Source organism: Pseudomonadota bacterium, assembly GCA_040752895.1.
Lineage (GTDB): Bacteria > Pseudomonadota > Alphaproteobacteria.
Genome location: JBFMHN010000004.1, coordinates 69,879 through 95,569 on the forward strand (window position 1 = coordinate 69,879; position 25,691 = coordinate 95,569).

Annotated in this window: 20 protein-coding genes; 19 read left to right on the forward strand and 1 reads right to left on the reverse strand. The window is 61.5% G+C overall.

The annotated features are described in order from the left end of the window. Positions 1-18: 18 nt before the first annotated feature. The 17 genes from AB1781_08320 to asnB all read left to right on the forward strand — a co-directional run bounded on the left by AB1781_08320 (position 19) and on the right by asnB (position 20,381). Positions 19-1,092, forward strand: coding sequence for an FkbM family methyltransferase (locus tag AB1781_08320; GenBank protein ID MEW5704571.1), 1,074 nt, complete (start codon positions 19-21; stop codon positions 1,090-1,092). A gap of 5 nt (positions 1,093-1,097) precedes the next feature. Next, positions 1,098-2,123, forward strand: coding sequence for a class I SAM-dependent methyltransferase (locus AB1781_08325; protein MEW5704572.1), 1,026 nt, complete (start codon positions 1,098-1,100; stop codon positions 2,121-2,123). 39 nt (positions 2,124-2,162) lie between these two features. Beyond that, the gene (locus AB1781_08330; GenBank protein MEW5704573.1) at positions 2,163-3,086 is read left to right on the forward strand and encodes a class I SAM-dependent methyltransferase; all 924 of its coding nucleotides are present in this window, start codon (positions 2,163-2,165) and stop codon (positions 3,084-3,086) included. A 32-nt stretch (positions 3,087-3,118) separates the two neighbouring features. Then, positions 3,119-3,832, forward strand: a complete 714-nt coding sequence (locus AB1781_08335; GenBank protein ID MEW5704574.1) for a methyltransferase domain-containing protein — start codon at positions 3,119-3,121, stop codon at positions 3,830-3,832. 31 nt (positions 3,833-3,863) lie between these two features. Further along, a complete protein-coding gene (locus tag AB1781_08340) occupies positions 3,864-5,732 on the forward strand; it encodes an asparagine synthase-related protein (protein ID MEW5704575.1) in 1,869 nt (622 codons plus the stop codon). A 193-nt stretch (positions 5,733-5,925) separates the two neighbouring features. Further along, positions 5,926-6,624 carry a class I SAM-dependent methyltransferase gene (locus tag AB1781_08345; GenBank protein ID MEW5704576.1) on the forward strand — a complete coding sequence of 233 codons (699 nt, stop codon included), beginning with the start codon at positions 5,926-5,928 and terminating at the stop codon, positions 6,622-6,624. After that, positions 6,621-7,607 carry an N-acetylneuraminate synthase family protein gene (locus AB1781_08350; protein MEW5704577.1) on the forward strand — a complete coding sequence of 329 codons (987 nt, stop codon included), beginning with the start codon at positions 6,621-6,623 and terminating at the stop codon, positions 7,605-7,607. The genes AB1781_08345 and AB1781_08350 overlap by 4 nt, the downstream gene beginning before the upstream one ends. Beyond that, the gene (neuC, locus tag AB1781_08355; GenBank protein ID MEW5704578.1) at positions 7,604-8,758 is read left to right on the forward strand and encodes a UDP-N-acetylglucosamine 2-epimerase; all 1,155 of its coding nucleotides are present in this window, start codon (positions 7,604-7,606) and stop codon (positions 8,756-8,758) included. The genes AB1781_08350 and neuC overlap by 4 nt, the downstream gene beginning before the upstream one ends. Before the next feature lie 21 nt (positions 8,759-8,779). Beyond that, positions 8,780-9,481 (forward strand): acylneuraminate cytidylyltransferase family protein, encoded by a 702-nt coding sequence (locus AB1781_08360; protein ID MEW5704579.1) that lies wholly within the window; start codon positions 8,780-8,782, stop codon positions 9,479-9,481. Further along, positions 9,481-11,160, forward strand: coding sequence for a hypothetical protein (locus AB1781_08365; GenBank protein ID MEW5704580.1), 1,680 nt, complete (start codon positions 9,481-9,483; stop codon positions 11,158-11,160). Before AB1781_08360 ends, AB1781_08365 begins: the two co-directional genes overlap by 1 nt. Before the next feature lie 13 nt (positions 11,161-11,173). Then, positions 11,174-12,160, forward strand: coding sequence for a hypothetical protein (locus AB1781_08370; protein ID MEW5704581.1), 987 nt, complete (start codon positions 11,174-11,176; stop codon positions 12,158-12,160). Then, positions 12,096-12,971 (forward strand): NAD(P)-dependent oxidoreductase, encoded by an 876-nt coding sequence (locus AB1781_08375; GenBank protein MEW5704582.1) that lies wholly within the window; start codon positions 12,096-12,098, stop codon positions 12,969-12,971. The genes AB1781_08370 and AB1781_08375 overlap by 65 nt, the downstream gene beginning before the upstream one ends. A 4-nt stretch (positions 12,972-12,975) precedes the next feature. Beyond that, positions 12,976-13,938 carry a dTDP-glucose 4,6-dehydratase gene (locus AB1781_08380; protein ID MEW5704583.1) on the forward strand — a complete coding sequence of 321 codons (963 nt, stop codon included), beginning with the start codon at positions 12,976-12,978 and terminating at the stop codon, positions 13,936-13,938. 31 nt (positions 13,939-13,969) lie between these two features. Next, positions 13,970-14,899, forward strand: a complete 930-nt coding sequence (locus AB1781_08385) for a class I SAM-dependent methyltransferase (GenBank protein MEW5704584.1) — start codon at positions 13,970-13,972, stop codon at positions 14,897-14,899. 3 nt (positions 14,900-14,902) lie between these two features. After that, complete coding sequence (locus tag AB1781_08390) at positions 14,903-16,276, forward strand: hypothetical protein (protein ID MEW5704585.1); 1,374 nt, start codon at positions 14,903-14,905, stop codon at positions 16,274-16,276. Continuing rightward, the gene (locus AB1781_08395) at positions 16,273-18,420 is read left to right on the forward strand and encodes a bi-domain-containing oxidoreductase (protein MEW5704586.1); all 2,148 of its coding nucleotides are present in this window, start codon (positions 16,273-16,275) and stop codon (positions 18,418-18,420) included. The genes AB1781_08390 and AB1781_08395 overlap by 4 nt, the downstream gene beginning before the upstream one ends. A 14-nt stretch (positions 18,421-18,434) precedes the next feature. Continuing rightward, complete coding sequence (asnB, locus tag AB1781_08400; protein MEW5704587.1) at positions 18,435-20,381, forward strand: asparagine synthase (glutamine-hydrolyzing); 1,947 nt, start codon at positions 18,435-18,437, stop codon at positions 20,379-20,381. On the opposite strand, the gene AB1781_08405 is transcribed toward asnB, so the two are convergent. After that, on the reverse strand, positions 20,378-21,322 hold the full coding sequence (locus AB1781_08405; protein ID MEW5704588.1) for a class I SAM-dependent methyltransferase: 945 nt from the start codon (positions 21,320-21,322) through the stop codon (positions 20,378-20,380). The two genes, asnB and AB1781_08405, sit on opposite strands and share 4 nt — an antisense overlap. Positions 21,323-21,517: 195 nt before the next feature. On the opposite strand from AB1781_08405, the gene AB1781_08410 reads away from it, so the two are divergent. Then, positions 21,518-24,481, forward strand: a complete 2,964-nt coding sequence (locus AB1781_08410) for a methyltransferase domain-containing protein (protein ID MEW5704589.1) — start codon at positions 21,518-21,520, stop codon at positions 24,479-24,481. Continuing rightward, positions 24,444-25,598, forward strand: coding sequence for a glycosyltransferase (locus AB1781_08415; protein MEW5704590.1), 1,155 nt, complete (start codon positions 24,444-24,446; stop codon positions 25,596-25,598). The genes AB1781_08410 and AB1781_08415 overlap by 38 nt, the downstream gene beginning before the upstream one ends. Positions 25,599-25,691: the final 93 nt, after the last annotated feature.

Genomic DNA, 25,691 nt, shown 5'->3' on the forward strand with positions numbered 1-25,691 from the left:
CAGAGAGTCCCGTCCAGAATGGCATATCTCTTTCCTAATCCTTTGGCGCGGCTGATTTTTCAAGAGCTGTTACAAGGCAAGAAACTTCGCGTCCTTGATGCCGGCGCCAGCGGCGGCGGCGAATACAACCGTTGGCAATTTCTTGGCCAAAGTCTCAGTCTCTATGGGTTCGAGCCCGAGAAAAGCGAATTGGCCGCATTGGTGCGCAATGCCGAGAGAAGCGGTATAAATGCCGAATACTCCAGCGCATGTATCGGACGAACCGAAAAAGGGCGGAAGCTTATTGTAACCAAGGAGCTGTGCTCGGCGTCGTTTCTTAAACTCGACTACGCGTGGTACCAAAGAAAAATCGGCGCGGTGGTCGACGGCCAGCCAATCCGGTCTTCCGACTCGATGGCCGTGGATAAGGAAATCTTGGTTGATTGCGTATCCCTTGACGATTGGGCGCAAGAGAGGGGGGTGCAGGGGATCGACTACCTAAAACTTGACATCGAAGGCCTCGAATTGGAGGCCCTTGAGGCTGCTCCGGGAATTTTCACCTCGGTACTCGGCATTTCCGTAGACGTGATATTCCATGCCGACTGGATCGGCGCACCGGTTTTTGCGGATATTGACGCCTATCTTCGAAAGAACGGCTTCTATCTATGGGATATTGACAATATCAAAAGAGGTCATCAGTTCGATTCGCCCATTCGCGTTCCGGATGGCCACGCGATATACAAGTCCCAGTTAGCGTGCGCGAACGCAATCTACTTCCGGGACCCGATCAGTGGCCCAGGCGCTGTGGATTCCCAGGAAAAGGTGCTGAAGCTGGCTGCGATTGCAGAAGTTCTCGGGCTTGTGGAGTATGCCTTCGAGTTGCTCATTTTCGCCGCCAAGAGGGAGGCGGACGATGGCGTCCGGCAGAAGATAGAAGACGTAGCGAAGCGCGGCGAAGCCGAATACCGGGCTCGACTGCAACAGGCGCGCGCACGATCGTTCTTTTTGCCGGTCGCGGTCGCGCTTCAGCGTTATTTGCCGGATGGTCTCTGGCGGAAAATTGTTCGGCCGGCCGGCCGGGCGATGATGAGGACGTTCTCTGGCGGCAAGTGAAAAGATTGGGCGCCACTGAAAACTCCGACATAGGAACCTGTCTCAGCGAGGCGGAACTCTGCCCGGATGACCTGCTCAAGGGGCAAGAGGAAGCGTTTGCGCGCGATATCGAGAGATTGCAGCGGCGCGCTTCCGAGTTCGTCGCGGTCGTCTGTCCGGCATGCGGCGCGGAGTCTGGGGCCAAGGCGTTCGACAAGTCGGGTTTCACGTATCGGCGTTGCAGCGATTGCGCGACCATCTACATGTCGCCCCGTCCGTCGGAAACGGTAATGGCGGACTACTACGCGAACTCGGAGAACTACGCCTACTGGGCGAAGTATATTTTCCCGGCCTCGGAAGAGTCCCGCCGCGAGAAAATTCATAAACCCTGGTTGCAGCGGGTTGTCGGGTACTGCGAATCCTATGGCGTGACACGGGGTACGTTGCTTGAGGTCGGGCCGGGTTTCGGAACTTTTTCATCGATTGCGGCGGAGTCCGGGGCATTTAAGCGGGTTGTCGCCGTTGAGCCGACGCCGGAACTCGCCAAGGCATGCCGAAGCCGTGGCATCGAGGTGATCAATCGGCGTATCGAAGACCTTTCCGGCGAAGTGGCAGGGGCCGATGTTGTCGTCGCCTTCGAGGTGATCGAGCATCTGTTCGAGCCACGGCGGTTCTTGAAAAGCCTGTACCCTATTGCCGCTCCGGGCGGGCTGGTGGTCCTGTCATGCCCTAACGGGCAGGGTTTTGACATCGCCATGCTTGGGGCGGGTGCGTTGGCGGTGGATGCCGAGCACGTAAATCTTTTCAACCCTGCCTCGTTAGCGAAGTTGATGCGCAGCGTCGGTTTTGAGGTGCTTCGGTCTCACACGCCCGGTCGCCTGGACGCCGAGTTTGTTCGTGAAGCGGCGCTGGCCGGGAGAATCGCGCTGGATGCCTTTTTACAGCGTGTCTTGGTGGACGAGTGGGACGAACACGGCTGGCCGTTCCAGCAGTTCCTTGCCCGGCAGGGGCTGTCATCGCATATGTGGATCGTCGCGCGGCGACCCCGGTAGTCTCGGTACGTTGGCTGCTAACCGGAGATACTCTTGACAATGGCACCTGAAAACCGGGATCGCATTGAGGCGAGCGTCAAAGCGTGCTACGCGACCTGGAGCAAGCGTTACTACGGCGAATATTACGAATCCGATACGGCATACCCGCCGGTTCACACGGGTATTGTAAGAGGCGTATTGGCGTCCACGGACATCGCGTCCGTTCTGGATGCGGGTTGCGGCCCGGCTTCCATGCTGCGCGATCTGACGGATCTCGATGTGGAGTTGTACGGTTTCGATCTGACCCCGGAAATGGTTGTCGAGGCCCGCGGGGTGTTATCGGAAAGGGGCGTTTCGGGCGATCGTATATGGCAAGGCAGTGTGCTGGACGGGGAAGCGTTCGTCGCCGCACCGGATGGCAGGAAAACGTTTGACGCCGGAATTTGCTTCGGCGTGCTCCCGCATGTTCCGGAGGGCAGCGAGGCCGCCATCCTCGCCAATTTCAAACGGGTTGTGCGGCCGGGCGGGTTGATTGCCTTGGAAGCGCGCAACGAACTGTTCGCTTTGTTTACGCTCAACCGATACAGCAGCGATTTCTTTAAAAAGCGCTTGATGGACGTGGAGACCTTGCGGGCGCGCGCCGGCGATGAAAGGGCGGCGCTGGACCAAGCCCTCACGCGGCTCGACGATCGTTTCCGCATGGATCTTCCACCCTTGCGCAAGGGTTACGAGGGGGAACCCGGGTACGACGAGGTTCTGTCGCGAACGCATAACCCATTCATCTTGCAAGAGATGGCCAAGGCGCAGGGCCTGACGGAGGTCCAGGTTCTCTTCTACCATTACCACGCCCTGCCGCCGATGCTTCAGGAATGCGCACCTAATCTTTTCCGGCGGGAGAGCATAGCCATGGAGAACCCTTACGATTGGCGCGGACACTTCCTTGCGTCGGCATTTATCTTGGTCGGAAAAATCAAAGAGGATTAGCCCGCGCTGGGGCTGCGTGGGACGCGTCGTCAATGGCATCAACAAAGTCGCGGAAACTTGGAGATTCCATCGTCCGTACGGACGGCTGGAATAATTTCAACATCTGGGATCACAGCCAGACCGTGCTGGACCTCTATACCCGCCGCGCCCGCGATGAAGAAGTGGAAATGACGTGTGCGGCCCAGGCGGCGGAATTGTTGAGCGGTGTTCTGTCGCCGGGGGAAAGCGTGATAGATGCGGGATGTGGCAGTGGGTACTTCTTTCATTCCTTGCGGAAGCGGGGCATGAACGTCAGCTACCGCGGCTTTGACGCGAGCGAACGCCTGATCGCAATCGGCAAGGCGGAGCTTCCCGAATTTGGCCTGGATCCGGAACGGCTGACCGTTCTCCGTATCGAGGATTTCCAGGGCGCGGCGGATCACATGCTGTGCATGAACGTGTTGTCGAACATCGACAACTACCATCGCCCCCTGGAGCGGCTGTTGCTGGCGGCCAGAAAAACTCTGGTCTTACGTGAGTCGATCAGCGAGAACGCCTCCTACGCCTATGTTCGCGACGACCATCTCGACCCTGGGATCGATCTTAAGGTGCACGTAAACACCTACGCCCGCGGGGATATTCTCACGTTCATTTCCGGATACGGTTTTACGGTCGAAGAGGTCGTCGACCGGCGAACCGGTGGCGCCCCGGAAATGGTAATCGGCCACCCCCATTGCTGGACCTTTCTCGTTGCAACCAGAACCTAGTCCAGACCCGCACGGTAGCCGAGGGCTGTAAGTGTCGCGCATAGTCGGATGGATTGCTTTCCACGCGGCCCCGCCGGGCTCCGGTCCGGTTGCGGGCATGCTGGCGAAGCTTCCCGGTCAGGCCACGGCCACGGACGAAAGCCCCGGCGGCGTTCTGGGTTGGAAGGGTTGGCCGGATGGTCCTGCCGGGGGCATCGGCGGTCAAGATGGCATTCGGGTCGTGCTGGACGGGCGCATTCTCAATGGAGCGGAATTGCGCCGGGAACTGTCCGTTGATGGCGACGATGTATCGCTGGTGATCGCATTGTATCGGCGCCATGGCTTTGTAGATGCGCTCCGGCGCATAGCCGGCGATTTTGCCATAGCCCTTGTCGATGTCGCGCGGGCGACGTGTTGGCTCGGGCGCGACCGATTCGGCGTCAAGCCGCTTTATCATTGCAGACCCGCGCATGGCTTTGCCTTTTCTTCCCAGCCGCGGGCACTGCTTGGTTTGCCGGGTGTTTCCGCAGCGCTCGACCGTGGTTTTGTTGCGCGCTTCGCCGGTATGCACTACCGGACGTTTGACAATTGCCCGGAATCTTCCCCTTACGCGAACGTCGCTCAATTGCCGGCCGGCCATTGCATGAAGGTCAGCGAGGGGAAGGCCTCTGACCCTATTCGATACTGGGGTCTGTCGGAAGAGCCGGATTGGGATGAGGCGGAAGAGGTCCTGGCGGAACGCTACCGCGAGCGTCTTCTGCTTGCCGTATCCCGCCGGGTCAAAAGTGTCCGGAAAGCCGCGTTTACTCTTTCGGGCGGACTCGATTCGTCCTCGGTTCTTTGTTGTGCGGCCGCGGTAGAGGGCCGGAAGCAAGCCGCCGTCTCCAGCATCTACGAAGATGCCGTTTACGATGAACGCGACGAGATCCGTGATGTTGTCGCCGAACGGGTGTCGGAATGGACGGCGGTCGAGATTCCCAATGCGCTCGATTTGATCGGCATCGTCTCCCGCATGGTCCGAACGCACGACGAGCCGGTGGCGACCGCTACCTGGCTGTCGCATTTCCTGTTGACGGAGAAGATGGCGGCGTCGGGATTCACCGCCCTGTTTGGCGGGCTGGGCGGCGACGAACTGAATGCCGGGGAGTATGAATATTTTCCGATGTTCTTCGCCGATCTTCGTGCCCAGGGCCTTGACGATGCCATGGAACATGAAATTCTTGCCTGGGCTGAACACCACGACCATCCGATCTTTCGCAAAAACAGAAGCACCGCGGACGAGATGATGGCGCGCCTGGCGGACCCGGTGCGTCCCGGGGTTTGCCTGCCGGATCGCACGCGAATGATGCGCTACGCCAACGTGGTGAATCGAGAATTCTTTGATTTGACGACATTCCGGCCGATCATGGAAACGCCATTCGGCAGCTACCTGAAAAATCGGACCTATCAGGATATGTCTCGCGAGACGTTGCCGTGCTGCCTGCGGGCCGAAGACCGTCAATGCACCGCGGTCGGGCTGGAGCATTTCGATCCTTTCCTTGATCACGAATTGGTCGAGTTCATGTATCGGGTGCCGGGACGGATGAAGATCCGGAACGGTGTGACCAAGCAGCTCTTGCGCCGCGCGATGACAGGCATTCTTCCCGAGGCGACGCGCACGCGCATCAAAAAGACCGGCTGGAATGCCCCGGCCCATCGCTGGTTTTCCGGCCAGGCGGTGGACATGTTGAAAGATATGGTATCTTCCCGGTCGTTCAGGGATCGTGGTGTCTACCGCCCGGCCCCGACGTTGGCCCTTATCGACGATCATGTGCGAATCGTGGAGAGTGGTGAACCTGTCGAAAATCATATGATGTTCCTCTGGCAGCTGTTGAACCTTTCGCTGTGGATGGAAAGCGTTGATGGGCCGAATGGAGAATGAGAAATCCGCCATGCAATGTGCGATCTGCAGGGGCGCGCTGGGACGGGTATTGTTGTCGCACGAGCAACGGGACCGGTTTGAAATCCACGTCGGCGTTGATGAAACCGGCTACCATCGCGAATGAGTGGAATGCAGCCGGTGTGGCAGCGCAACCAACCTGCAATCTCCCGAGAACCAAAGGAAATTGGCGTCCTTGGCGGCGGAATACTATGAAGTGGATCTGGCCAATTCATCCATTGCGGAGAAGTACGACAGGGTGATGAATTTGCCTCCGGACCGCTCGGATAACGCCGGACGCGTTGAACGTATCCGATCGACCGTTGAAGGTTTCCATGCCCGGATCGATGGCCTACGCGAAAGGCGGCGGCGCGCCTTGGATATAGGGGCTGGCACCGGCGTGTTCCTGTCACGCTTTGTCGACTCTACGAAATCCGCCGCCGCGCAATGGACCGCGGTCGGGATAGAGCCGGATCCGCGGGCCGCCAATCATTTGCGTTCAATCGGGAAATTCAAGGTGCACGCAGGGCGGTATGACGGCCAGCGAGAATTTCGCGATTTTGATCTGGTTACCTTAAACAAAGTCGTCGAACATATCCCGGAGCCGGTTTCTTTTGTAAAGCAGGCGGCGCAAGCCCTGTCGGCGAAATGTGGAATTATCTATATCGAGGTTCCGGACAGGCTGACGATTGGGCGCCGACCGCCGAGCGATAATATTTTGGGGTCGTTGCATCATCACCTATACACGCCGCAGGGGCTGATGACGTTGTTCCAATTGGCCGGCTTGGTCGCGTTGAATATCGGACGCGTTTTTGAGCCGAGCGGAAAAATAACCGTCTATGGATTTGCGGCGCGCGAGGACTGTATGGATGCGTTGAGCGGGGATAGACCTTGAACAAGATCATCGCTGAAATCGGGTCGGTTCACGACGGTTCGTTTGGCAACGCGTGCAAGCTGATCGAGGCGGCGGCTGCGTGCGGCGCCGATGCCGTCAAGTTCCAGACTCATATTGCGGCGGCGGAAACCTTGCGGGATGCGCCTGCACCGCCCTATTTCAAAGGCGAATCGCGTTTCGCGTATTTCACGCGCACCGCCTTTACCGTCGAGCAGCACCGAGCGCTTGCGAAACGTTGCGCGGACAGCGGGGTCGAATTCCTGTCCTCGCCCTTTTCGCTGGAGGCGGTGGATCTGCTCGAGGAAGCAGGGGTTTCCGCTTACAAGATTCCATCGGGCGAGGTGACGAACCTGCCGCTAATCGAACGCGTCGCCGCCACCGGGAAACCGGTGTTCCTGTCATCGGGCATGAGCGACTGGGCGGAACTGGATGCGGCCGTGGCCGTTCTTTCGGGTGGCGGCCCGCTCACCGTTCTGCAGTGCACGTCGCTCTACCCGTGCCCGCCGGAGCGGGTCGGGCTGAACGTCATCGCGGAGATGCGCGACCGCTGGGGTGTCCCCGTCGGGTTTTCCGATCATACGTTGGGCGCGGCGGCGGCGTTTGCGGCGGCCGCGCTGGGGGCGAGCGTCGTTGAGAAGCATTTCACCTTCTCGCGTCGGATGTATGGAAGCGACGCGGCGCATTCCATGGAGCCAGACGAATTTCGCATATTTTGTAAAGGGTTGCGGGATATTTGGACGATGACGGCCAACCCCATCGACAAGGATGACCTTGCGCCCTGCCGCGATATGAAGCCCATCTTCGAAAAGAGCATTGTGACGGCGTGTCCGGTGGCCGCGGGAACGGTGCTCACGCGCGAAATGCTTGCGTTCAAGAAGCCGGGCGATGGCATTAGCGCAGCGCTCTACAGGGATGTGATCGGAAAAAAGGTTGTTCGTGATCTGCCCGCCGACCACATGCTTCAGACGGCGGATCTTGCATGAAAAAAATCTGTACCATCATTGGCTCGCGCGCCAACTACAGCTCGATCAAGTCCGCCTTGCGGGCAATCCAGAATCACCCGCAACTTACGCTCCAACTGGTGTGCATGGCCTCGGCGCTGCTCGATCGCTACGGTCGGGTGGTTGACCTGATTGAGCGCGATGGGTTTCGCATCGACGAACGCCTGCACATCCTGATCGAGGGGGAGACCCCGGCGACCATGGCGAAATCGACGGGGATCGGCCTGATCGAGCTCCCATCGGTGTTCGAACGCCTGAAACCCGACGTGGTCGTTTCCGTCGGCGATCGCTTCGAGACCATGGCGACGACGCTGGCGGCATCCTATATGAACATCCCCGTTGCGCACACCATGGGCGGGGAGGTCTCGGGGACCATTGACGAGAGCATCCGTCACGCCGTGACAAAATTCGCGCACATTCACTTTCCCGCCAGCCGCGCGGCGGCCGAGCGCATCGTGAAGCTGGGCGAGCTTCCCGAAACGGTGTTCCGGGTGGGTTGTCCCCGCATCGACCTCGTGGCCGAGATTCTGGCGCGGCCGGAGAACGATCTTGACGATAGCATTTTCGCAGTCGGCGTCGGTTCCGCGCTCGACCTGTCCAGGCCGTTCGCGATTGTCAGCCAGCACCCTGTCACGACGGAGTATGGGGCGGGCGAGAGTCAGATCACATCGACGCTGGAGGCGGTTCGGCGCAACGGCCTGCAAGCCATCGTGCTGTGGCCGAACGCGGATGCGGGTTCCGAGGATATCGCCCGCGGGATCCGCAAGTGGCGCGAGCGCGGGCAAAGCGAAGGCATGCATTTCTTCAAGAACCTGCCGACCGACGTTTATATCCGGTTGATGGCGAGGGCCAGTTGCCTGGTCGGCAATTCGTCCAGTGGCATTCGCGAAGGCGCGTATATCGGCACGCCGGTGGTCAACGTCGGTTCGCGGCAAACTTCGCGCGAGCGTGGCGACAACGTGACCGATGCGGGCTACGATGCCGACTCTATCGCGGAGGCAATCCGGCGCCAGGTCGCGCATGGCCGCTACGCAATGCAGGATATCTATGGCGACGGCAAGGCGGGGGAGCGGATCGCCGATACCTTGGCGAAGCTTGGCCCCATCAACGTGCAGAAGCGCATTGCCTACTGACCCCTGGAAATTCGGGCAGGGATGAATATCCTCGCGATCATTCCGGCGCGCGGCGGATCGAAGGGTGTTCCGCGCAAGAATCTGCGCCTGCTCGCCGGCCGGCCGCTTATCGCGCATACGATAGAGGCGGCGCTGGCAGCCGCGACGCTCGGCCGCGTTATCGTGTCCACCGACGACGAAGAAATCGCGGCTACAGCGACGGCGCTGGGGGTCGATGTCCGCATGCGGCCGAAGGCGCTGGCGGGCGACGCCACGCCCACCTTGGCGGTGCTGCAGCATCATGTCCTGCAATTCGCCGCGGAAGGCTATCAACCCGAAGCGGTAATGACGCTACAGCCAACCTCTCCGCTGCGCACGGCCAATCACATAGATAGGGCGGTCGGGCTATTTTCGTCCGACGCTACGGCGGACAGCCTGGTGAGCTGTGTTGAGGTGCCCCACATCTTCCACCCGTTTTCCGTGATGCGCAAAGATGTCGACGGCTATCTGCGCCCGTTCCTCGATCGCGCGCCCGGCCCCACCCGCAGGCAGGACAAGGAGCCGGTTTTCGCCAGGAATGGGGCGGCGATCTACCTCACCCGCACCGAACGCTTGGGCGAGTATATTTTCGGCGGGCGGCTGCTTGGCTTTCCCATGGCCGCGGACGAATCCATCGACATAGACAACGAAGCCGATCTTGTGGAAGCGGAACGGCTGCTTGCCGCGAGACGCGCCCGCGGGTGATGGGCATTACCAATTTGTTCGGGCGCGCCCGGCGGCGCGCCATCCTCGAACTGGATGGATTGCGATGGCGGCGCGCGGTCGCTCCTCTGCGTTCGGCTGCCCGGGGCGGCGCGCAGGGGCGGCTTCTGATCTGCGACCTGATGACGATGATCGCGACGGCGAAGGCCGAAGCCCTCATTGCGGGGGTGATGCGGCTCGACGGTATCGCCCCGGTCGTGCTGCTGCACCGCCGCGACCCGGTCATCGAGAGGATCTATCGTGCCGCCTCGCCGGACGTGCAATTCGCCTATTTCGATGACTATCTGCGCGACGTTCCGCAGGACGAAGCGAGAAGGGAGGCCGAGCAGCTGGTTGCCGGTTTCAAGACGATGGAATCGCTTATCGGCTATGAGCGCGACGGTGTGCGGACGGGGCGCAACGCGCTATCGACGGCGGTGCGCAAGCTGCGGATCGGACGGCTGGATATGGGCAACCCAGATCACCGCAATCACGCCATCGAAGGACTGGCGAAATCGATTCGCGCCGCGCGTGCCGCGCAGACGGCGGTCGCCGGGATCCAGCCGGATCACGCGCTCTTTAACGAAAGGGGCTATACGCCGGCTGGCGAGGTATTCGACGCCTGCCTGCTTGCCGGCGTCGACGCCATTCAATGGTTCGGGGCGCCCAGTTCGGACAGCCTCATGTACAAGCGGTACGACCTGACGAACCGGGGCGATCATCCGATGTCGATCTCGCCGGCCACGTGGGCGGCGCTGAAAAGCGAGCCATGGTCCGACGAAATGAATGACGTGGTCATTGCGCGCATTGCGGAAAATTACAAGAGCGGCGCATGGTACAACCGCCAGCAGCTTCAGGAAGGAAAGGTGCTTCTCGACGCGGCGGGCGTGCGGGATGCGCTCGGGCTTGATCCCTTGCGCAAGACGGCGGTGATCTTCGCCCACATCCTTTATGACGCAACGTTCTTTTACGGGGAAAGTCTTTATCCAGACTACGAAACCTGGCTCATCGAAACCGTCCGTCATGCCGCCGCCAATCCAAACCTGAATTGGATCGTCAAGGTTCATCCGGTGAACGTCTGGCGCTCGAAGATGGACGGGGTCGGGATGGAGCAACTGGAGGCGCGGGCCCTGAAACAGGCGTTTGGCGAATTGCCGGATCACATTCGGATCATGCCCGCCGATACGAACATCAACACGTATGCGCTGTTCGGCGCCATTGACTACGGGCTGACGGTGCGCGGCACCATCGGCATGGAACTTCCTTGCTTTGGGATTCCCGTGGTGACGGCGGGGACAGGGCGGTATTCCGGCCGCGGCGTCACGATCGATCCTCGGTCTCCCGAAGAATACGCCGCAACCCTCGCGCGACTTCACAAGGTGCCGAGGTTGAATGACGAGGTGGTGCGGCTTGCACGCATTCACTACCACGCGGCGATGACCCGGCGGCCCATAGCGATGGAATCGTTTGTGCTCGATTTCCATGCCAATACCAAAGGGCTGCCCGAATTGAGGCAGAATACCTATGTGCGGACCCGGCCGGGAAGCGCCTGGAAGGCGAGTGCCGATCTCGGCGCTCTCGCGGACTGGGTAAGATCGCGCAGGGGGTACGAATTGCTGCGTGCACCCGTCTCCAAAGGTTCGGCAGGGGACCGGTCTGCACATCGGAGCGGCCAACCTTAGGCCAAAGCGCAGCATGAAGACATTGTACGCAACCATCCTGGATGCCAATTTTATTGTTCGGGCGCTGGCGCTTCGGCAATCCTTGATGCCGCACATCAAGAATAAAACCTTCGTCTTCTTTTGTATCGACGATGTGGCGGCCGATACGCTGGAAGCGCTGAACCTGAAAAACAGCAAAATTCTTCGGCCAAGCCAATTCGAGACGGCCGATCTTCTGCGCGTGCGCGGCGGACGGAAGGCGAACGAGTACTGCTGGACCATCAAGCCCGCGGCCCTGTTGCAAGCCATGGACTCGGACAGCAGCCTGGATTGGGTCGTGTATGTGGACGCCGATACGATGGCGTTTGCTGACCCCGACGAGGCTCTTGCCGAGGCGCAGGAAATGGGCGCTTCGGCTCTGCTGACCCCGCATGGCTTCCACGGCGCCGAATTCTCCGGTCTCGAGCAGGTGGTGGGGCGATTCAACGCCGGCTACGCGGCGTTTCGGTGCGTGCGGGAGGGGCGCGAAATCCTCCGCTGGTGGCTGGATCGGTGCCTTGAAAAGTGCTCCTGCATTCCCGATGAACATGCGTACGGCGACCAGAAGTATCTCAACACCATGGCGACGCGGTTTCCTGGGGTTCTGGCCTCGCCGCACCCCGGATTGAACCTGGCGCCTTGGAATCTTCGTGGTCACGCAATCACGCCGGGGGCATGGCCGCAAGTCGACGGGCGCAAGCTTCTCCTTTACCATTTCCAGGGGTTCAAGATTTTTGGCAGAAAGCTGTTCAACCTGTACGACGGCGACTACACGATTCCCGGTCATGTGCGGCGTCTGATTTATCGTCCCTACGTCGCGGAAATTCGTCGCCAGATTAGGTGCTTGCGCGAGGTCAGCTTGGACGCGAGCCTTGGCCGGGAGCGGGATATCGGGCGGCCGATGCGGTTAAGGAATCTTGGGCGGCGCGTGTTGTTCCGGCAGGGAAACATGCATCTTTCTTTCAAAACTGCTGCAAAATAGGTTTGCGGGCGTGAAAGTACTCGTGGTGGGCGCGAACAGTTTCATCGCACGGCATTTCGCCGACGCGGCGAGGGGCCGCATGCAGATAGTCACGCAGTCTCACGGGGAATTTTCTTCCGGCACGGACATCCGTGGATGCGACGTCGTTGTCAACTTCGCCATTGACCCGGCATTGTTTACGTTACCCTATCGCCCGCAAATCGATATGGATCTCCTGGCGGCTCGCCGGGCCGCTGCGGAGAACGCGCACTTTGTGATGATAAGCTCGCGTAAGGTTTATGGGTTAGGGGCGCCTATGCCGGTGGCCGAAGGTCACGCGCTTGCGCCGAGCGAGGAATATGGGCGCAGTAAGGCGCGTGCGGAAACCGAAGCAAGAAAGGCAACCGGCGGAAAACTGACGATTGTTCGCGGCGCGAACATTTTTGGATACGAACTTAATAGAAGGACCTTCTTTGGCAGGGCGTTGACCAGTCTGCGCGACGAGGGGCGCATAACCCTTGACGAGAGCCCGTTTGCCAGGCGCGATTTTGTAACGGTTGAATCTTTTGCGCGGACGCTTGCCGAGATCGTTTCGCGACGCGTGACCGGCACTTACAACGCCGGCTCGGGCCGGGCCACTCCGATCGGCCAGCTTGCCCTGTGGCTGATTGAAGGGTACGGCTCGGGAGAGCTTCGCATAGCAAGACCGAAAGTTCGCGACGAGTTTCTTCTCGACAATTCCAAGCTGGAGCGCGAGCTTGGCAAGCCGTTGTGCGAGCAAGACCTCGGTTCCTACTGCCGGTCGTTAGGAAAAAGGCTGATCAATGCATAGGATTGTGATTACCGGGGGCGCGGGTTTTATCGGTTCTCATGTTACCGAACGCATCGCCCGCGATTACCCGGACGCCAGGATAGTTATCGTCGACAAGATGACCTATGCCGCCGACATACAAAATTTGGCGGGCGTTCTGGACTGGCGCCAGCGTCATTTAAAGGTCGGCGATGTCTGCGACTTCGAGTTTTGTCTTTCGGTCACCAAGGATGCCGATTGCGTCATCCATCTGGCGGCCGAAAGCCACGTTGACAATTCTTTCGGCAATTCCATGCAATTCACCCGGTCGAATACGCTGGGCACCCATACGCTTTTGGAAGCCTGCCGCCTGAATAACGTGCCGCGTATCGTTCATGTCTCAACCGATGAAGTCTATGGCGAGATCGCCGAGGGGTATCACACGGAATCGAGCATTCTTAACCCCACGAACCCGTATTCGGCTTCCAAGGCGGCCGCGGATATGGTCGCCATGAGCTACATTCGCTCTTTCTCCCTCCCTCTGCTCATTGTGCGATCAAACAACGTTTTCGGTATCCGGCAGTTTCCCGAGAAAATCATTCCCCGCTTTATTTTATGCGGCCTGCGTGGCGAGAAGATGCCGTTGCATGGGTCGGGAGAGCACCGCCGCCGCTTTCTGGCGGTCGAGGATTTCTCCGAGGCCATATCGATGCTGGTCAAATCGGGTGCGCCGCACGAGATCTATAACATCGGAGCGGAAGAAGAATATGCGACACGGGAAATCGCACGCATGATCTGCCGCGAACTCGACCTGCCGTTTGAGGGTACGGTCGTATTCACGCCCGATAGGCCGTTCAACGATTGCCGCTATGCCGTGAACAGCGACAAGCTCGAGGCCATGGGGTGGAAACCCCGTGTTTACTTGTCGCAGGCGCTGAAGGGTATTGTCGATTGGTACCGCGAGCATCAAGACCGCTATGTATCGGTGCCGACGGCGCTGTCCGGGTGAGATGGGGACTTTGGCTCAAAGGCTGAACGCTATGACGAAAGCAGGCAACACCTGCCCCCTTTGCGGCGGACACCCGTGGGTAGAGGTGCGTCGAGTCGCGACGGGGCCCATCAAGGATTATTGGCGGGCCATCGGGATAGACCTCGCGCAAGATTATCCGGGGTTTCCCAATCACCTCTCGGAGCGCCGGTGCGTTGCGTGCGGGCTGCACTTTTTCTTTCCCCTGGTGGTGGGTCTGCCGTCGCTTTATGCCGCGCTCTCTGCGCGCAACCCCGAGTGGTATTACACTTCACACAAATGGGAGTTCATCCAGGTGCTGGAACGCCTTGCGGCAGCGCCGGCGGAACGCTTGCTTGAGATCGGGTGTGGGGTCGGCAATTTTCTCGTGCCCGCGGCGCAGTTTTGCGGCCGTGTAACCGGCATCGAGTTCAACCCCGACGCGGTGCGTGCATGCCGGGAGCTTGGGCTGGACGTCCGCAACTGCGGTGTTGCCGAGTTGACCGAGAAGTTTGATGCCATCGTTTCGTTTCAAGTGTTCGAGCATGTCGAAAATCCGAAGGCGCTGTTTGCGGATTGCGTCGACCGCCTGGCGCCCGGCGGCCGGCTGATTGTCGCCGTGCCAAACCAGGATGGCGTTCTCGGCGAGTTGACGGGCAATTTCCTGAATCTGCCGCCGCACCACGTAACCCTGTGGGGAAAATCGTGTTTTGAGCACGTCGCGAAACAGCACGGTCTCGTCATCGAGAGCTATCTGATAGAGCCGATCACGTTCGATTTGTACGCGTCACGTTCCTACGAATTGCTGGACAGAATAAAGCCTCGGACGGGCTTTCTCGCGCGGCTGTACAACCGGTTACTTCTCCTTCTTCATCGCGCGCAGCTGCCGTTTCAATTTGAGAATGGCGGGCGCGCTTGGCCTGGCCACACGCATATAGCGATTTTTCGAAAGAACCTCGAATAGGCCGTGGGTGACGACTTTCCCCGCGTCTTGTTTATCACGCCGCACGCCTTCAACAAGGCAACCGGCGGCGGCATCACGTTTTCCAACCTGTTCGATGGCTGGCCGTCCGACCGTATCGCAACCGCGCACACCGATCCCGAACCAACGACGGGGGATGTGTGCACGAATTATTTCGTGCTCGGTGCTGAGGAATTCGACCTTGCCGCGCCGTTCGCAATGGCGCGCCGCGCGATCGGGCGTGCGGCGGTTGCCGGCGGGCCATCCGGGCCGACCGCAACCTTCCCGGCAACGGACGCATCGGGACCTCCTCCGGCGTTGCCGGGCGAAAAGCGCGCTGTGCTTCGCTCAGCGCTTATCCGTTCCGCGGCGCGCGTTCTGGGGGACGGCCTGCCGGAGCGGGTCGTGCTGTCCGATCGCCTGTGCAAATGGATCGAGGCTTTCGAACCCGATGTTCTTTACACGATTCTTGGGTCCAACGGGATGATGCGGCTGGTTCGCGAAGTCCGGGACCGGTACAAGGTCCCGGTCGTGGTCCATTTCATGGACGACTGGATGTCTTCCTATCATCGGGGTGGCTTGCTTGGTCCGGCCATGCGACGCGAGATGGTCGCACTTGTGCAGGACGCGGTGCAGGGGGCGCGGACCTGTCTCGGTATTTCGCCTGCGATGTGCGAAGCTTTTTCGCACCGGTTCGGCCGCCCGTTCGAGGTCTTTCAGAACACCATAGACGTCTCGCGCTGGGCGCGGATGGCCAAAGGGCGAAGGGTCTCCGGGTCGCCGGCGGATATCGTGTATGCCGGATCGATCTTTCCGAACGCGCAGCTCGAATCGCTGGTTGATTGTTGCCGGGCCGTAGCCGCGCTCGACGATTCTGGCATAGCGGCGACATTGACGATCAGCAGCCCATCCGGCCAGGCAGGGCGATACCGCGACCGTCTCGCGATTCATCCCTCGATTCAAATCACCGACACCATCCGTGACGACGAAGCCTTTTTTCACCGGATCGCGGCGGCCGACCTTTTGCTTCTTCCGGTCAATTTCTCCCGCCAAAGCATCCGGTTCATTCGCTATTCGATGCCGACGAAGGTGCCGGCCTATCTTGCCGTGGGCACCCCGATATTTGCGTACGGCCCGCGGGAAACGGCGCAGATGCGCTATGCCGAGCGGGAAGGATGGGCCTTCACCCTGAGCGAGCGAAACGCGGACGCGCTCGTCGAGAAGCTCAAGAACGCCCTGTGCGACGAAGGGGCGAGAGCCAGGGTATCGGCGGCCGCCATGACGGCCGCTTCCCGCCATCACGATGCGGCGACGGTCCGCGCCCGCTTTCGGGATATGCTGCGGGTGGCGGCCGGCAAGGAGTGTGGGGTGAGCGCATGAAACAAGTCCTGATCGGGCATGGCGGCGTGACCGTCGAGGATGTTCCGGCACCCGGCATCGAGCCCGGGCGCATTCTCGTGCAAGTCGATCACTCGTGCATCTCCGTTGGAACCGAGATGAGCGGTGTCCGCGCCGGCAACCAGCCGCTTTGGAAGCGGGCGCTGCGCAACCCGGCGGAGATGCGCAAAGTCTTGGACCGGGTTCGGAGCTCCGGTCTTTCCGAGGCGCGCGACGTTGTTCAACGCAAGCTGAAGACGCTCCACCCCATCGGTTATTCCGCGAGCGGGACGGTCATCGGGGTCGGCGAGGGGGTGTCGTCCTTCGTCGCGGGGGACAGGGTTGCCTGCGCCGGGACCCATTGGGCGTCCCATGCGGAATACGTATCGGTGCCCGAGAATCTCGCGGTTCGGATGCCCGATCGGCTCGATTTCCGGGTGGCGTCGACGGTTACGCTGGGCGCGATCGCCCTGCAAGGTATTCGCCGGGCCGGCCCGACCTTGGGCGAGACCTTCCTGGTGATCGGCCTTGGCATGCTTGGCCAGTTGACGCAGCGCATGTTGCGCGCCAACGGCGTGTGCGTGATCGGGCTCGACGTGAAGCAGGACCGTATCGCTATGGCAAAAGCGAACGGATTGGCGCATGCCCTCGATCCGGGGGCCCCGGACCTTGCCGCGACGGCTTATCGGTTGACGGACGGGCATGGCGTTGACGGGGTGATCGTCACGGCCGCCTCCGCCTCCGATGCGGTTCTCTCGACCGCCTTTCAATGCTGCAGGAAGAAGGGCCGCGTCATACTGGTTGGCGATGTGGGTCTCGACATCCGGCGCGAGGACATCTACGCGAAGGAGCTCGACTTCCTCGTCTCCACGTCCTATGGGCCGGGCCGCTACGACCGCCGTTACGAAGAGGAGGGTATCGACTACCCGATCGGCTATGTGCGGTGGACCGAAACCCGCAACATGGACGCTTATCTGCGCTTGATCGCCGAGGCTCGCATTGACATCTCTGACCTGGTGACGCGGGTCTTCCCCGTTGACAGCGCGCCGGCGGCCTATGCCTCGCTCGAAGGCGGGGAAAATGCGCCGCTCGCCATGCTTCTCGACTATGGCCGCAAGCCCATCGCCGCGCCGGCCGCTCTCGGGCGGACATTCGCCAACCCCGCCGCTACCGTCCGGGGCGGTGCGGTCAGGCTTGGCCTCATCGGTGCCGGCGGGTTTGCTACCGGCACCTTGCTACCCATCGTTGCCAAACACCCGAAGCTGTTTTCGCTGACCACGATCGTGACCAGGCAGGGCGTTTCGGCGACCAACGCGGCGCGCCAGTTTGGCGCGGCGCGGGCGTCCACCGACATCGAGGCAGTGCTTGGCGACCCCGACACGGATGCCGTCATGATCGCCACCCGCCACGACCGGCATGGACCGCTCGTCCTTCGGGCGCTTGAGGCAGGGAAGCATGTCTTTGTCGAAAAGCCGCTTTGTTTGACCGAGCCGGAGCTGGCCGCGATCGAAGCTTTCTACGCGGCCCGCGGCCAATCCGATGGGCCGCTTCTGATGACCGGCTTCAACCGCCGCTTCGCGCCCACGGTTGTCGCCCTTCGCGCGCGCACCGCCGCGCGCGCAGCGCCAATGATGATCAACTACCGCGTCAACGCGGGGTTCCTCCCGCCCGACGCCTGGGTTCACGGGCCCGAAGGCGGGGGGCGGAACCTCGGCGAAGCGTGCCATTTCTACGATTTTTTCACCGCGCTCACCGGGGCAAAGATAAAGGCGATCGCGGCGGTTGCCATCAACCCATCGACCAAACATCACCGTTCCGATGACAACTTCATGGCGCACATGGCGTTCGAGGACGGCTCCATCGCGACGCTTACCTACTCGGCGCTGGGAAATCGGTCGGTACCGAAAGAGCGCATCGAAGTGTTCTGCGACGGGCAGGTTTACGAGATCGAGGATTTCAAGAGCTTTCGGCCCTCCGACGGCGTCGGCGCGATTTCCGGCAGCGTGCGCAAGGGCCACGCGGAAGGCTTGGTCGCCTTCGCCGAAGCCATTCTGGGGCGCGCGCCCTGGCCGATTCCGTTGTGGCAGCAATTCCAGGCGACGCGCATCGCTCTTGACGTCGAAGGGCGCATCGGCGGCTCGGCGTAGGCATCGCGAACGACATGTGCGGGATCGCCGGAATATATGCCTACGGGGCCGAGGCCTCGCCGCCAACGGCTTCGCTTATCGACGCCATGCGGGACACCATGCTGCACCGCGGGCCGGACGGTGCGGGCACCTGGATTTCCGATGATGGGCGGGTCGGGTTGGGGCATCGCCGTCTTTCCATCATCGATCTCTCGGATGCGGCGGGGCAGCCGATGGGCGACGGCGGGGGAAACGTCCGGGTCGTCTTCAACGGCGAAATTTATAATCACGTCGAGTTGCGTTTTGAGCTTGAGCGGCTCGGTCATCGCTTCCGTACCGACCATTCTGACACCGAGGTGGTGGTCCGGGGTTTTCTGGAATGGGGCATCGGCTGCCTCGACCGCTTTCGCGGCATGTTCGCCTTCGCCCTCTGGGACGCCCGGCAGCGCGAACTCTGGCTGGTGCGCGACCGCATCGGGATCAAGCCTCTCTATTATTCCATTCGCAATGGCCGGGTTTCTTTCGCCTCGGAGATCAAAGCGCTGCTCGCCGATCCGGAGCAGAAGCGCGAGATCGATGAAGAAGCCCTGTTCCATTACCTTTCGTTCCTTGCCGTGCCGGCGCCGCGCACCATGTTCGAGGGAATCCGAAAGCTGCACGGCGGCACCTGGCTGAAGATCGATGCCGCGGGCGTCCTGCAAGAAAAGCGCTATTGGGACGCCTTCGATGGCGAGCGCTCGCAAGTAGGGCTTTCCGACGACGAACTCGCCGGGTCCGTTCTCCAAGGGCTTCGGGACGCCGTAAGCCTGCACAAGATAGGCGATGTGCCGGTCGGCGTGTTCCTGTCGGGAGGCGTCGACTCGAGCGCCAATGCCGCCCTTTTTTCCGAGGGCGACGGGCAACCCGTCAGGACCTTTTCGGTGGGGTACGATCAAGATTACGGCTCCTATCGGGACGAATTGTCCTACGCCCGGGACGTCGCCAGCCGGCTCGGCGCGGATCATCACGAGATAAAGTTGAATCGCGGCGACCTCGACGCCTTCCTCCCGCGCATGGTGGCGCTCCAGGACGAACCGATCGCCGACCCGGTTTGCGTGCCGCTCTATTATGTTGCAAAGCTGGCGCGGGACAGTGGCGTCACCGTCTGTCAGGTCGGCGAAGGGGCGGATGAGCTGTTCTGCGGCTATCCAGCCTGGAAGCGCTCGCTCGTCCGCCAGCGTCTTGACGATGCGATGCCCGTGCCGAAATTTCTGAAAAAGCTTATCTACCGCGTTCTGTCGCTTGCCGGCCAAGACCATACGCAGACGGCGGAGCATCTGCGCCGCGCTTCGATGGGGCAGCCGCTTTTCTGGGGTGGCGCCGAGGCCTTTACGCACGCCGACAAATGGCGGCTCTTGTCACCCCGGCTGCGTGAAAAATATCGCGGCAAGACGTCCTGGAGCGTGATTGAACCCATCTACCGACGGTTTCTCAACAAGGCGCCGGAGAAATCCACGCTCGATTGGATGACGTTTCTCGATCTCAACCTGCGTCTTCCGGAGCTGTTGCTGATGCGTGTCGACAAGATGAGCATGGCGGTAAGCCTCGAAGCGCGCGTGCCATTCCTCGACCATCGGTTTGTGGAAATCGCGATGGGCATGCCGGAAGCGGCCAAGATCCGGAACGGCACCCTGAAGTCGTTGCTCAAGAAAGCGGTGCGCGGCATTGTCCCCGACGCCATCATCGACCGCCCCAAGCAGGGTTTCGGCCTGCCCTTGCACGAATGGCTGCTGGACGGGCTTGGCGAAGATGCGCGAAGGCATGTCGACGCGTTTGTGGCCCAAACGGGCTTATTGGACCCCCGAGGGGTTCAGCGCATTTTCGAACGCAAACGGGGCGACGTTCGGGTCTGGTATCTGCTCAATCTGGCGCTGTGGTGGGAGCACTTCATCAAGGGCGAGGAGCCGCCCCCTGCGGGTGCGAAAGCGCCGTCCCGCCCTTAAACCGCCCGTAATCGGAAATAGCCGTTGATGCCTGCGACACAACCGTTTGTCAGCGGCCAATGCTTGTCGTTGAATTGGAGGTTGGACAGGAAAGTGCGGCTTTCCAGGTCCAGCCGCGGATCTTTCAGCGCCTCATAGATTTTAGGCAGACGCATGAGCTCGAACAGCGAAACCGCGGAACCCAAAAACTCCCCTTCGAGTCCCGCCTCTCGCGCCAGGGCGAGGAATTCATGGGGACGGTAGCAACGCGCGATGGGGCAGGCCTCGCCATCGGTCGTGCGGGCAAACGCCTCTTCCTTGGAAAGATCGCGATACAGTCGGTTGGCAATGCGCATCTCGTAGACGACGTGCAGATGCATCCACAGCGAATCGCGATTGTAGACCATGATCTGAGCCGAACCGTTGGGCTTGAGAACCCGCCTGAACTCTCTGAGAATGGCGAGCGGATCGGGCGTGTGGTGCAGCACCCCGGCGCTGTGAATGAGATCGATGGAAGCGTCATCAAGAGGCAATTCGCGGCGCTCTTCAGCCATACGGTGAAATTCCGCGTTGATGCCATGAAGGGCGGCCCGCCGCCGCGCTAGATCGAGGGCGGTAGCGGAAACGTCGAGGGCCACGAGCCGGGAGGGTTTACTGAAGGTGCCGAACCCAACAATATCGTTCCCCGGTCCGCAGCCATAGTCGAGAACGGCAAGACCGTCTGCCGTGTCCACGGGCATAAGATCGGTGTGGCCGGGATACTGGCGGTTCCTCCAATCGAGGTGATCGAGCGACTGGGCGACGGTGGCGAAGCCCTCGTCCGGCGCGGCGACGTGATGGCGGGTCCAGTATTCCGTTGATGAAAGATGCCCCTCGCGAAACCTGCGCAGGGCGCCGACCCGGCGGCGCAGGGCGTTGCGCAGAGGTTTCGGCAGCACGGCCTTTAAGATCGGAACAAGCATCGAACTCGGATTTTTCCTCTGCGAAAAGTTGTCGGAACGGCGGTGGCTAGGTTCCAACCGGGGCAACATGCCGACATAACCCGGTACTGGCAACCGACATGTTTTTCAAGTTAAGTCCATGTTCCGCGCCCCGCCTTGCTCCGGCTAGTCCATCGTAAATGTTTCCCGTCCCTCCCGGTTTGCCTGGATTTCCGAATGATTTTCCCCGAACTTCCACCTGAAGACGTCTATGCGACGGCGAAGAAAATCCGCTTCATGCGGGATCGGCTCGCCGGCCTTCGCGAGGCGTTGGGGCGCCCTCTAAGGATACTCGATTTTGGCTGCGGGAACGCCGTCCAGATGGGGCGCTACCTTATCAACGGTACGGATACTTATGTCGGTGTGGACACGCATGAGCCGTCGCTTGTCTACGCGCGCGCCCATTTCGGCGGCCAGAAGGCGCGTTTCCTAGACCGGCCGCCGGAGGAAGAGAAGTTCGACGTTCTTGTCGTCTCCGAGATTCTGGAGCATCTCGACGATCCGGGCCGGGTGCTTGCCGGGCTGGTGTCGCAGCACTTGGCGTCGGGCGGCGTTGTGCTGGGCTCGGTCCCGAACGGTTACGGGTTGACTGAAATCGAGAAGTATATTGATCAAAACCTCGGCCTTTACCGTGGGTTGCGGACGGGCGTGCGGTCCATGCGGGCGCTACTCGGTCGCCGGGATCGACAACGCGCCACGCAAGCTCCGTACAACTATGACTCTGGCCACGTTCAGTTCTTCACGCGAAGCAAACTGCGGGCGGCGGCGGCGGCGGCCGGTCTGGCGCTCACGGAGTTGCGCAACGGGTCTCTTATGGGCGCGGACCTAAGCGGTGTTACGGTGCTGCGGCCGGGCTTCATGATCCGATTCAATACGTGGGTAGCCGACTACGTTCCTCACTGGGCCGCCGCCACCTGGTTCTTCAGGCTCGATCGCACCCGGGCAAGCCGAGGTATGGATGGATCCAAGTTTCGAGTCGTTTGGCGTCGGCTCGCGGGAAAAACGCCGGCAGAATTCGCGGCGCTGGCCGCGGGTGCTGCGCGTCGCAGGGTGCGGGCGCGGCTTGAAACCTATGTCGATCGCGTGATCGCGACCCATGGGCCGGCGCCGACGGGCGAGCGTTTCTCCGTACTCCGTGCCGTGCCTCGTATGCCGACTCAGCCTCAGCTTGCGGTCTTGAACCGGATGAACGCCAACAGCCGTGGGCATTACTTTGATATTTTGGGTTCGGGGCCCGTTTCCGCCCGCTACGGCGGACGCGGCGCGGGTATCCGTGACGTGCGGTTCGAGCCAGGCGCGCCGGTCCTGGCGGATGCGCAGGGCGAATGGCTTGCCGGCCGCGTGCCGCCTGCCGCGCTTGCGCGTTCGCGGCGAATCTGGCGCCTGATCTACGACGGAGCATACGCCCTGCACGCTTACGAACCGATCGACTGGCAGCGCGACCTGCGCTCCGGGTATCGCTGGGACGCGCGTCGGCATTGGCGGAAGATCGCGATCGGGCGGGTACGTGGCGCCGATATCAAGATGCCGTGGGAATTGGCCCGGATGCAGCATCTGCCGCGTCTGGCCTACGGCGCGCTGGCGGCGCGTGCGGCGGGTCTTGAGGACGAGGCGATCCGTGATGCAGCCGAAATTCGCGCCCAGACCCTAGATTTCATCGCCAGTAATCCGCCGCGGTTTGGCGTCAATTGGCGTTCCGCCATGGAGGTGGCCATACGCGGTGCAAACGTTGCGTTGGCGCTCGATCTCTTGGCGCGTGCTGGTCTCGAGCTGGATGCGCCGGCCCGCGCAACGGTCGAGGCGAGCCTGCAGGACCACGCAAACCACGTGCTCGCAAATCTCGAATGGTCGGAGGAGGCGCGCGGCAACCATTATCTGGCCAATATAACCGGGCTGTTGTTTATCGCCGCCGCCCTTCCCCGGTCGCGCCGAACCGACGCCCTGGTCGCGTTTGCGGCGCACGAGCTCGACGTTGAAATTCGCCGGCAATTTCTTGCCGATGGCGGTTCGTTTGAGGGGTCCACCGGCTATCATCGGTTGGCGGGCGAAATGGCGCTCTGGGGGTGTGCGCTGCTGGTTGGTCTGGCGGCCGCGCGCGGCGAGGTGTTTCAAGACTTCAATCCGTCGCTTGTGCGGCCCAGGCCTGGTATGCCCCGGCCGCCCCTTCCGCAAAACCCCGCTGCCTTCGGCGCGCCGCTTAAGGAGGAGACGTTGACCCGCCTGCGGGCGCTGGCCGCATTTGCCGCGGACGCTCGCCAGGCCGACGGCGGGGCGTTGCTGATCGGTGACGACGATTCGGGCCGTTTTTTCGATCTGCAATTGCCGGAGGCGGGAGACGCAAAACCGGACCGGCGAGATCGCGCGGCGATGCTGGGGATGGCCGATAGCCTGTTCGGCGAGGTGCTGAAAACTGGGCCCGATTTTCCGCTCGAGGCGCAGCTTGTGCGCGCCCTGACCGGTGATAGGCCAATAGCAGCACCGCGCGGCGCTGCCCGGGTGCAGGCGTGCGGTGAGCGCTCTTTGCTGGATCTGGTTTTGGCGCGTATAGAGGCAATGCCGGCCGCTTCCCGGCGGCGATTTATCTTTCCTTGGCGGCAGGGCTGGGCTCCGGAAAACGTGAAGCCATCGGCGTACCCCGTATTCGGCCTCTATCTTCTTAAGGCCGATGGGTTCTCTTTGGCGCTTCGCTGCTGTGCGCCACCGGGCCCGGAGGCGGCGGGGCACACCCACGACGACAATCTGGCGCTGGCTTTGATGATGGGCGAAGATCCTATGGTCACCGATCCCGGCACCTTCTGCTACACGCCGTTCCCAGATATTCGCCATCTCTACCAAGGGATTGGTTCGCATTTCGCGCCCCGCCCCGAGGGCCGCGAGGCAATGGTCTATGGGGACGGTTGTTTCCATGTTGCGCACACGGCGCAGGGCCGTTGCCTCTATTTCGGCGCGGATGGGTTTGCCGGCGAGCTGCTCGGGGGCGACTGGCGTGTGCTAAGGGTGGTTAGACTGGCCCAAGAAGGCGTGATCGTTGACGACGGTTGCGCGACCGGCCCGCTTGCCCCTTACTCGATACTGACTGCCAACCATAAGGTCTGTCGCGGCTATGGCGAAGAAGCCGGTTATACTCCTTACGCTCTGTGAGAGCCTGTCGAACGCGGCGGTCGTGTCGCAGGCCTTGGGTCATGCACGTGTTATGGCCGATACGGGCGTTGGCACGTTTCACATCCTGGCCATGACTTGGAACGCCGCGATGCGGGCGGACGCGGAGAATTTCCGCGCGGAAGCCGAGAGACTTTCCGGGGCGCCCGTCCGTCTCGTGCGGGGTTGGCGCCCCGCCGCGCCCGGGTCTTCGCGCATCAATGGCGCGCGAATCGCGCAAGCCGTACGGCGGCTGGGGATTTCCTTTACGCACGTCCACGCACGCACCGACTATTCGGCGGCCGTCTCCGCCCGCGCGGCGCAAGTCTCCCAAGCGGTCTTGATATGGGACTGCCGGGGAGACGCCGTCGCGGAGCTCGATTTCCGTGCGTCCGGCCTCGTGCGTCGGGTCGGTCGCCGAGTCATCGAAAGCCGCCTTGCCCGTGCCGCCCGTCAGGCGGACCGGGCGGTGTTTGTCAGTCACGCCCTGCGGCGGCGGATGGCGGGTGTTTGGCCCGCGGACAAGCCGGCAGAGGTTATCCCAAGCGTCGCATCCGACCGGCTTTTCTTTTTCGATCCGCGTCTGCGGGATGAGACGCGGGGGGAGCTTGGCTTGGCTCCGCAGACGCCTCTCTACCTCTATAGCGGCGGTCTGGCGCCCTATCAGAAATTTCCGGAAACGCTGGATATTTTTCGCCGCCTCCAGCGCGTGCGGGCGGACGCCAGGTTGCTCGTATTGACGGCCGACACCGTGGCCGCGTCCGCCCTGGCTTGCGATACGGACGGCGTTGTCGTGCGCAGTGTCGCGAATGTCGAGGTTAATCGCTACCTAAACGCGGCCGACGCGGCCTTTATGCTGCGCGACAAGGCGGCGACAAACCTTGTCGCAAGCCCGACAAAATTTGCCGAATATTGCCTGGCTGGTCTGCCCGTCGTCATGACGGATGCGGTCGCCGATTCCTACGCGCTGGCCAGGGAGGGCGGGAACCTCGTCAACGTTGAGGACGGATCGATTGCAACCGATATTCCCGCCGTCGATCGGAAGAAGATAGCCGAATTTTACCGCGGCCGGCTCAGCCGCGAGGCGACCATCGAGGCCTACCGGCGGCTCTACGCCTGACACGGCAGAGGCTGTCCGCCGGCGTTTAGCTCGGCGCGCCGGCTCAAGCTTACCCGGTCTTCCAACCAAACGAAAAACGGCGGTCCGTAAGGC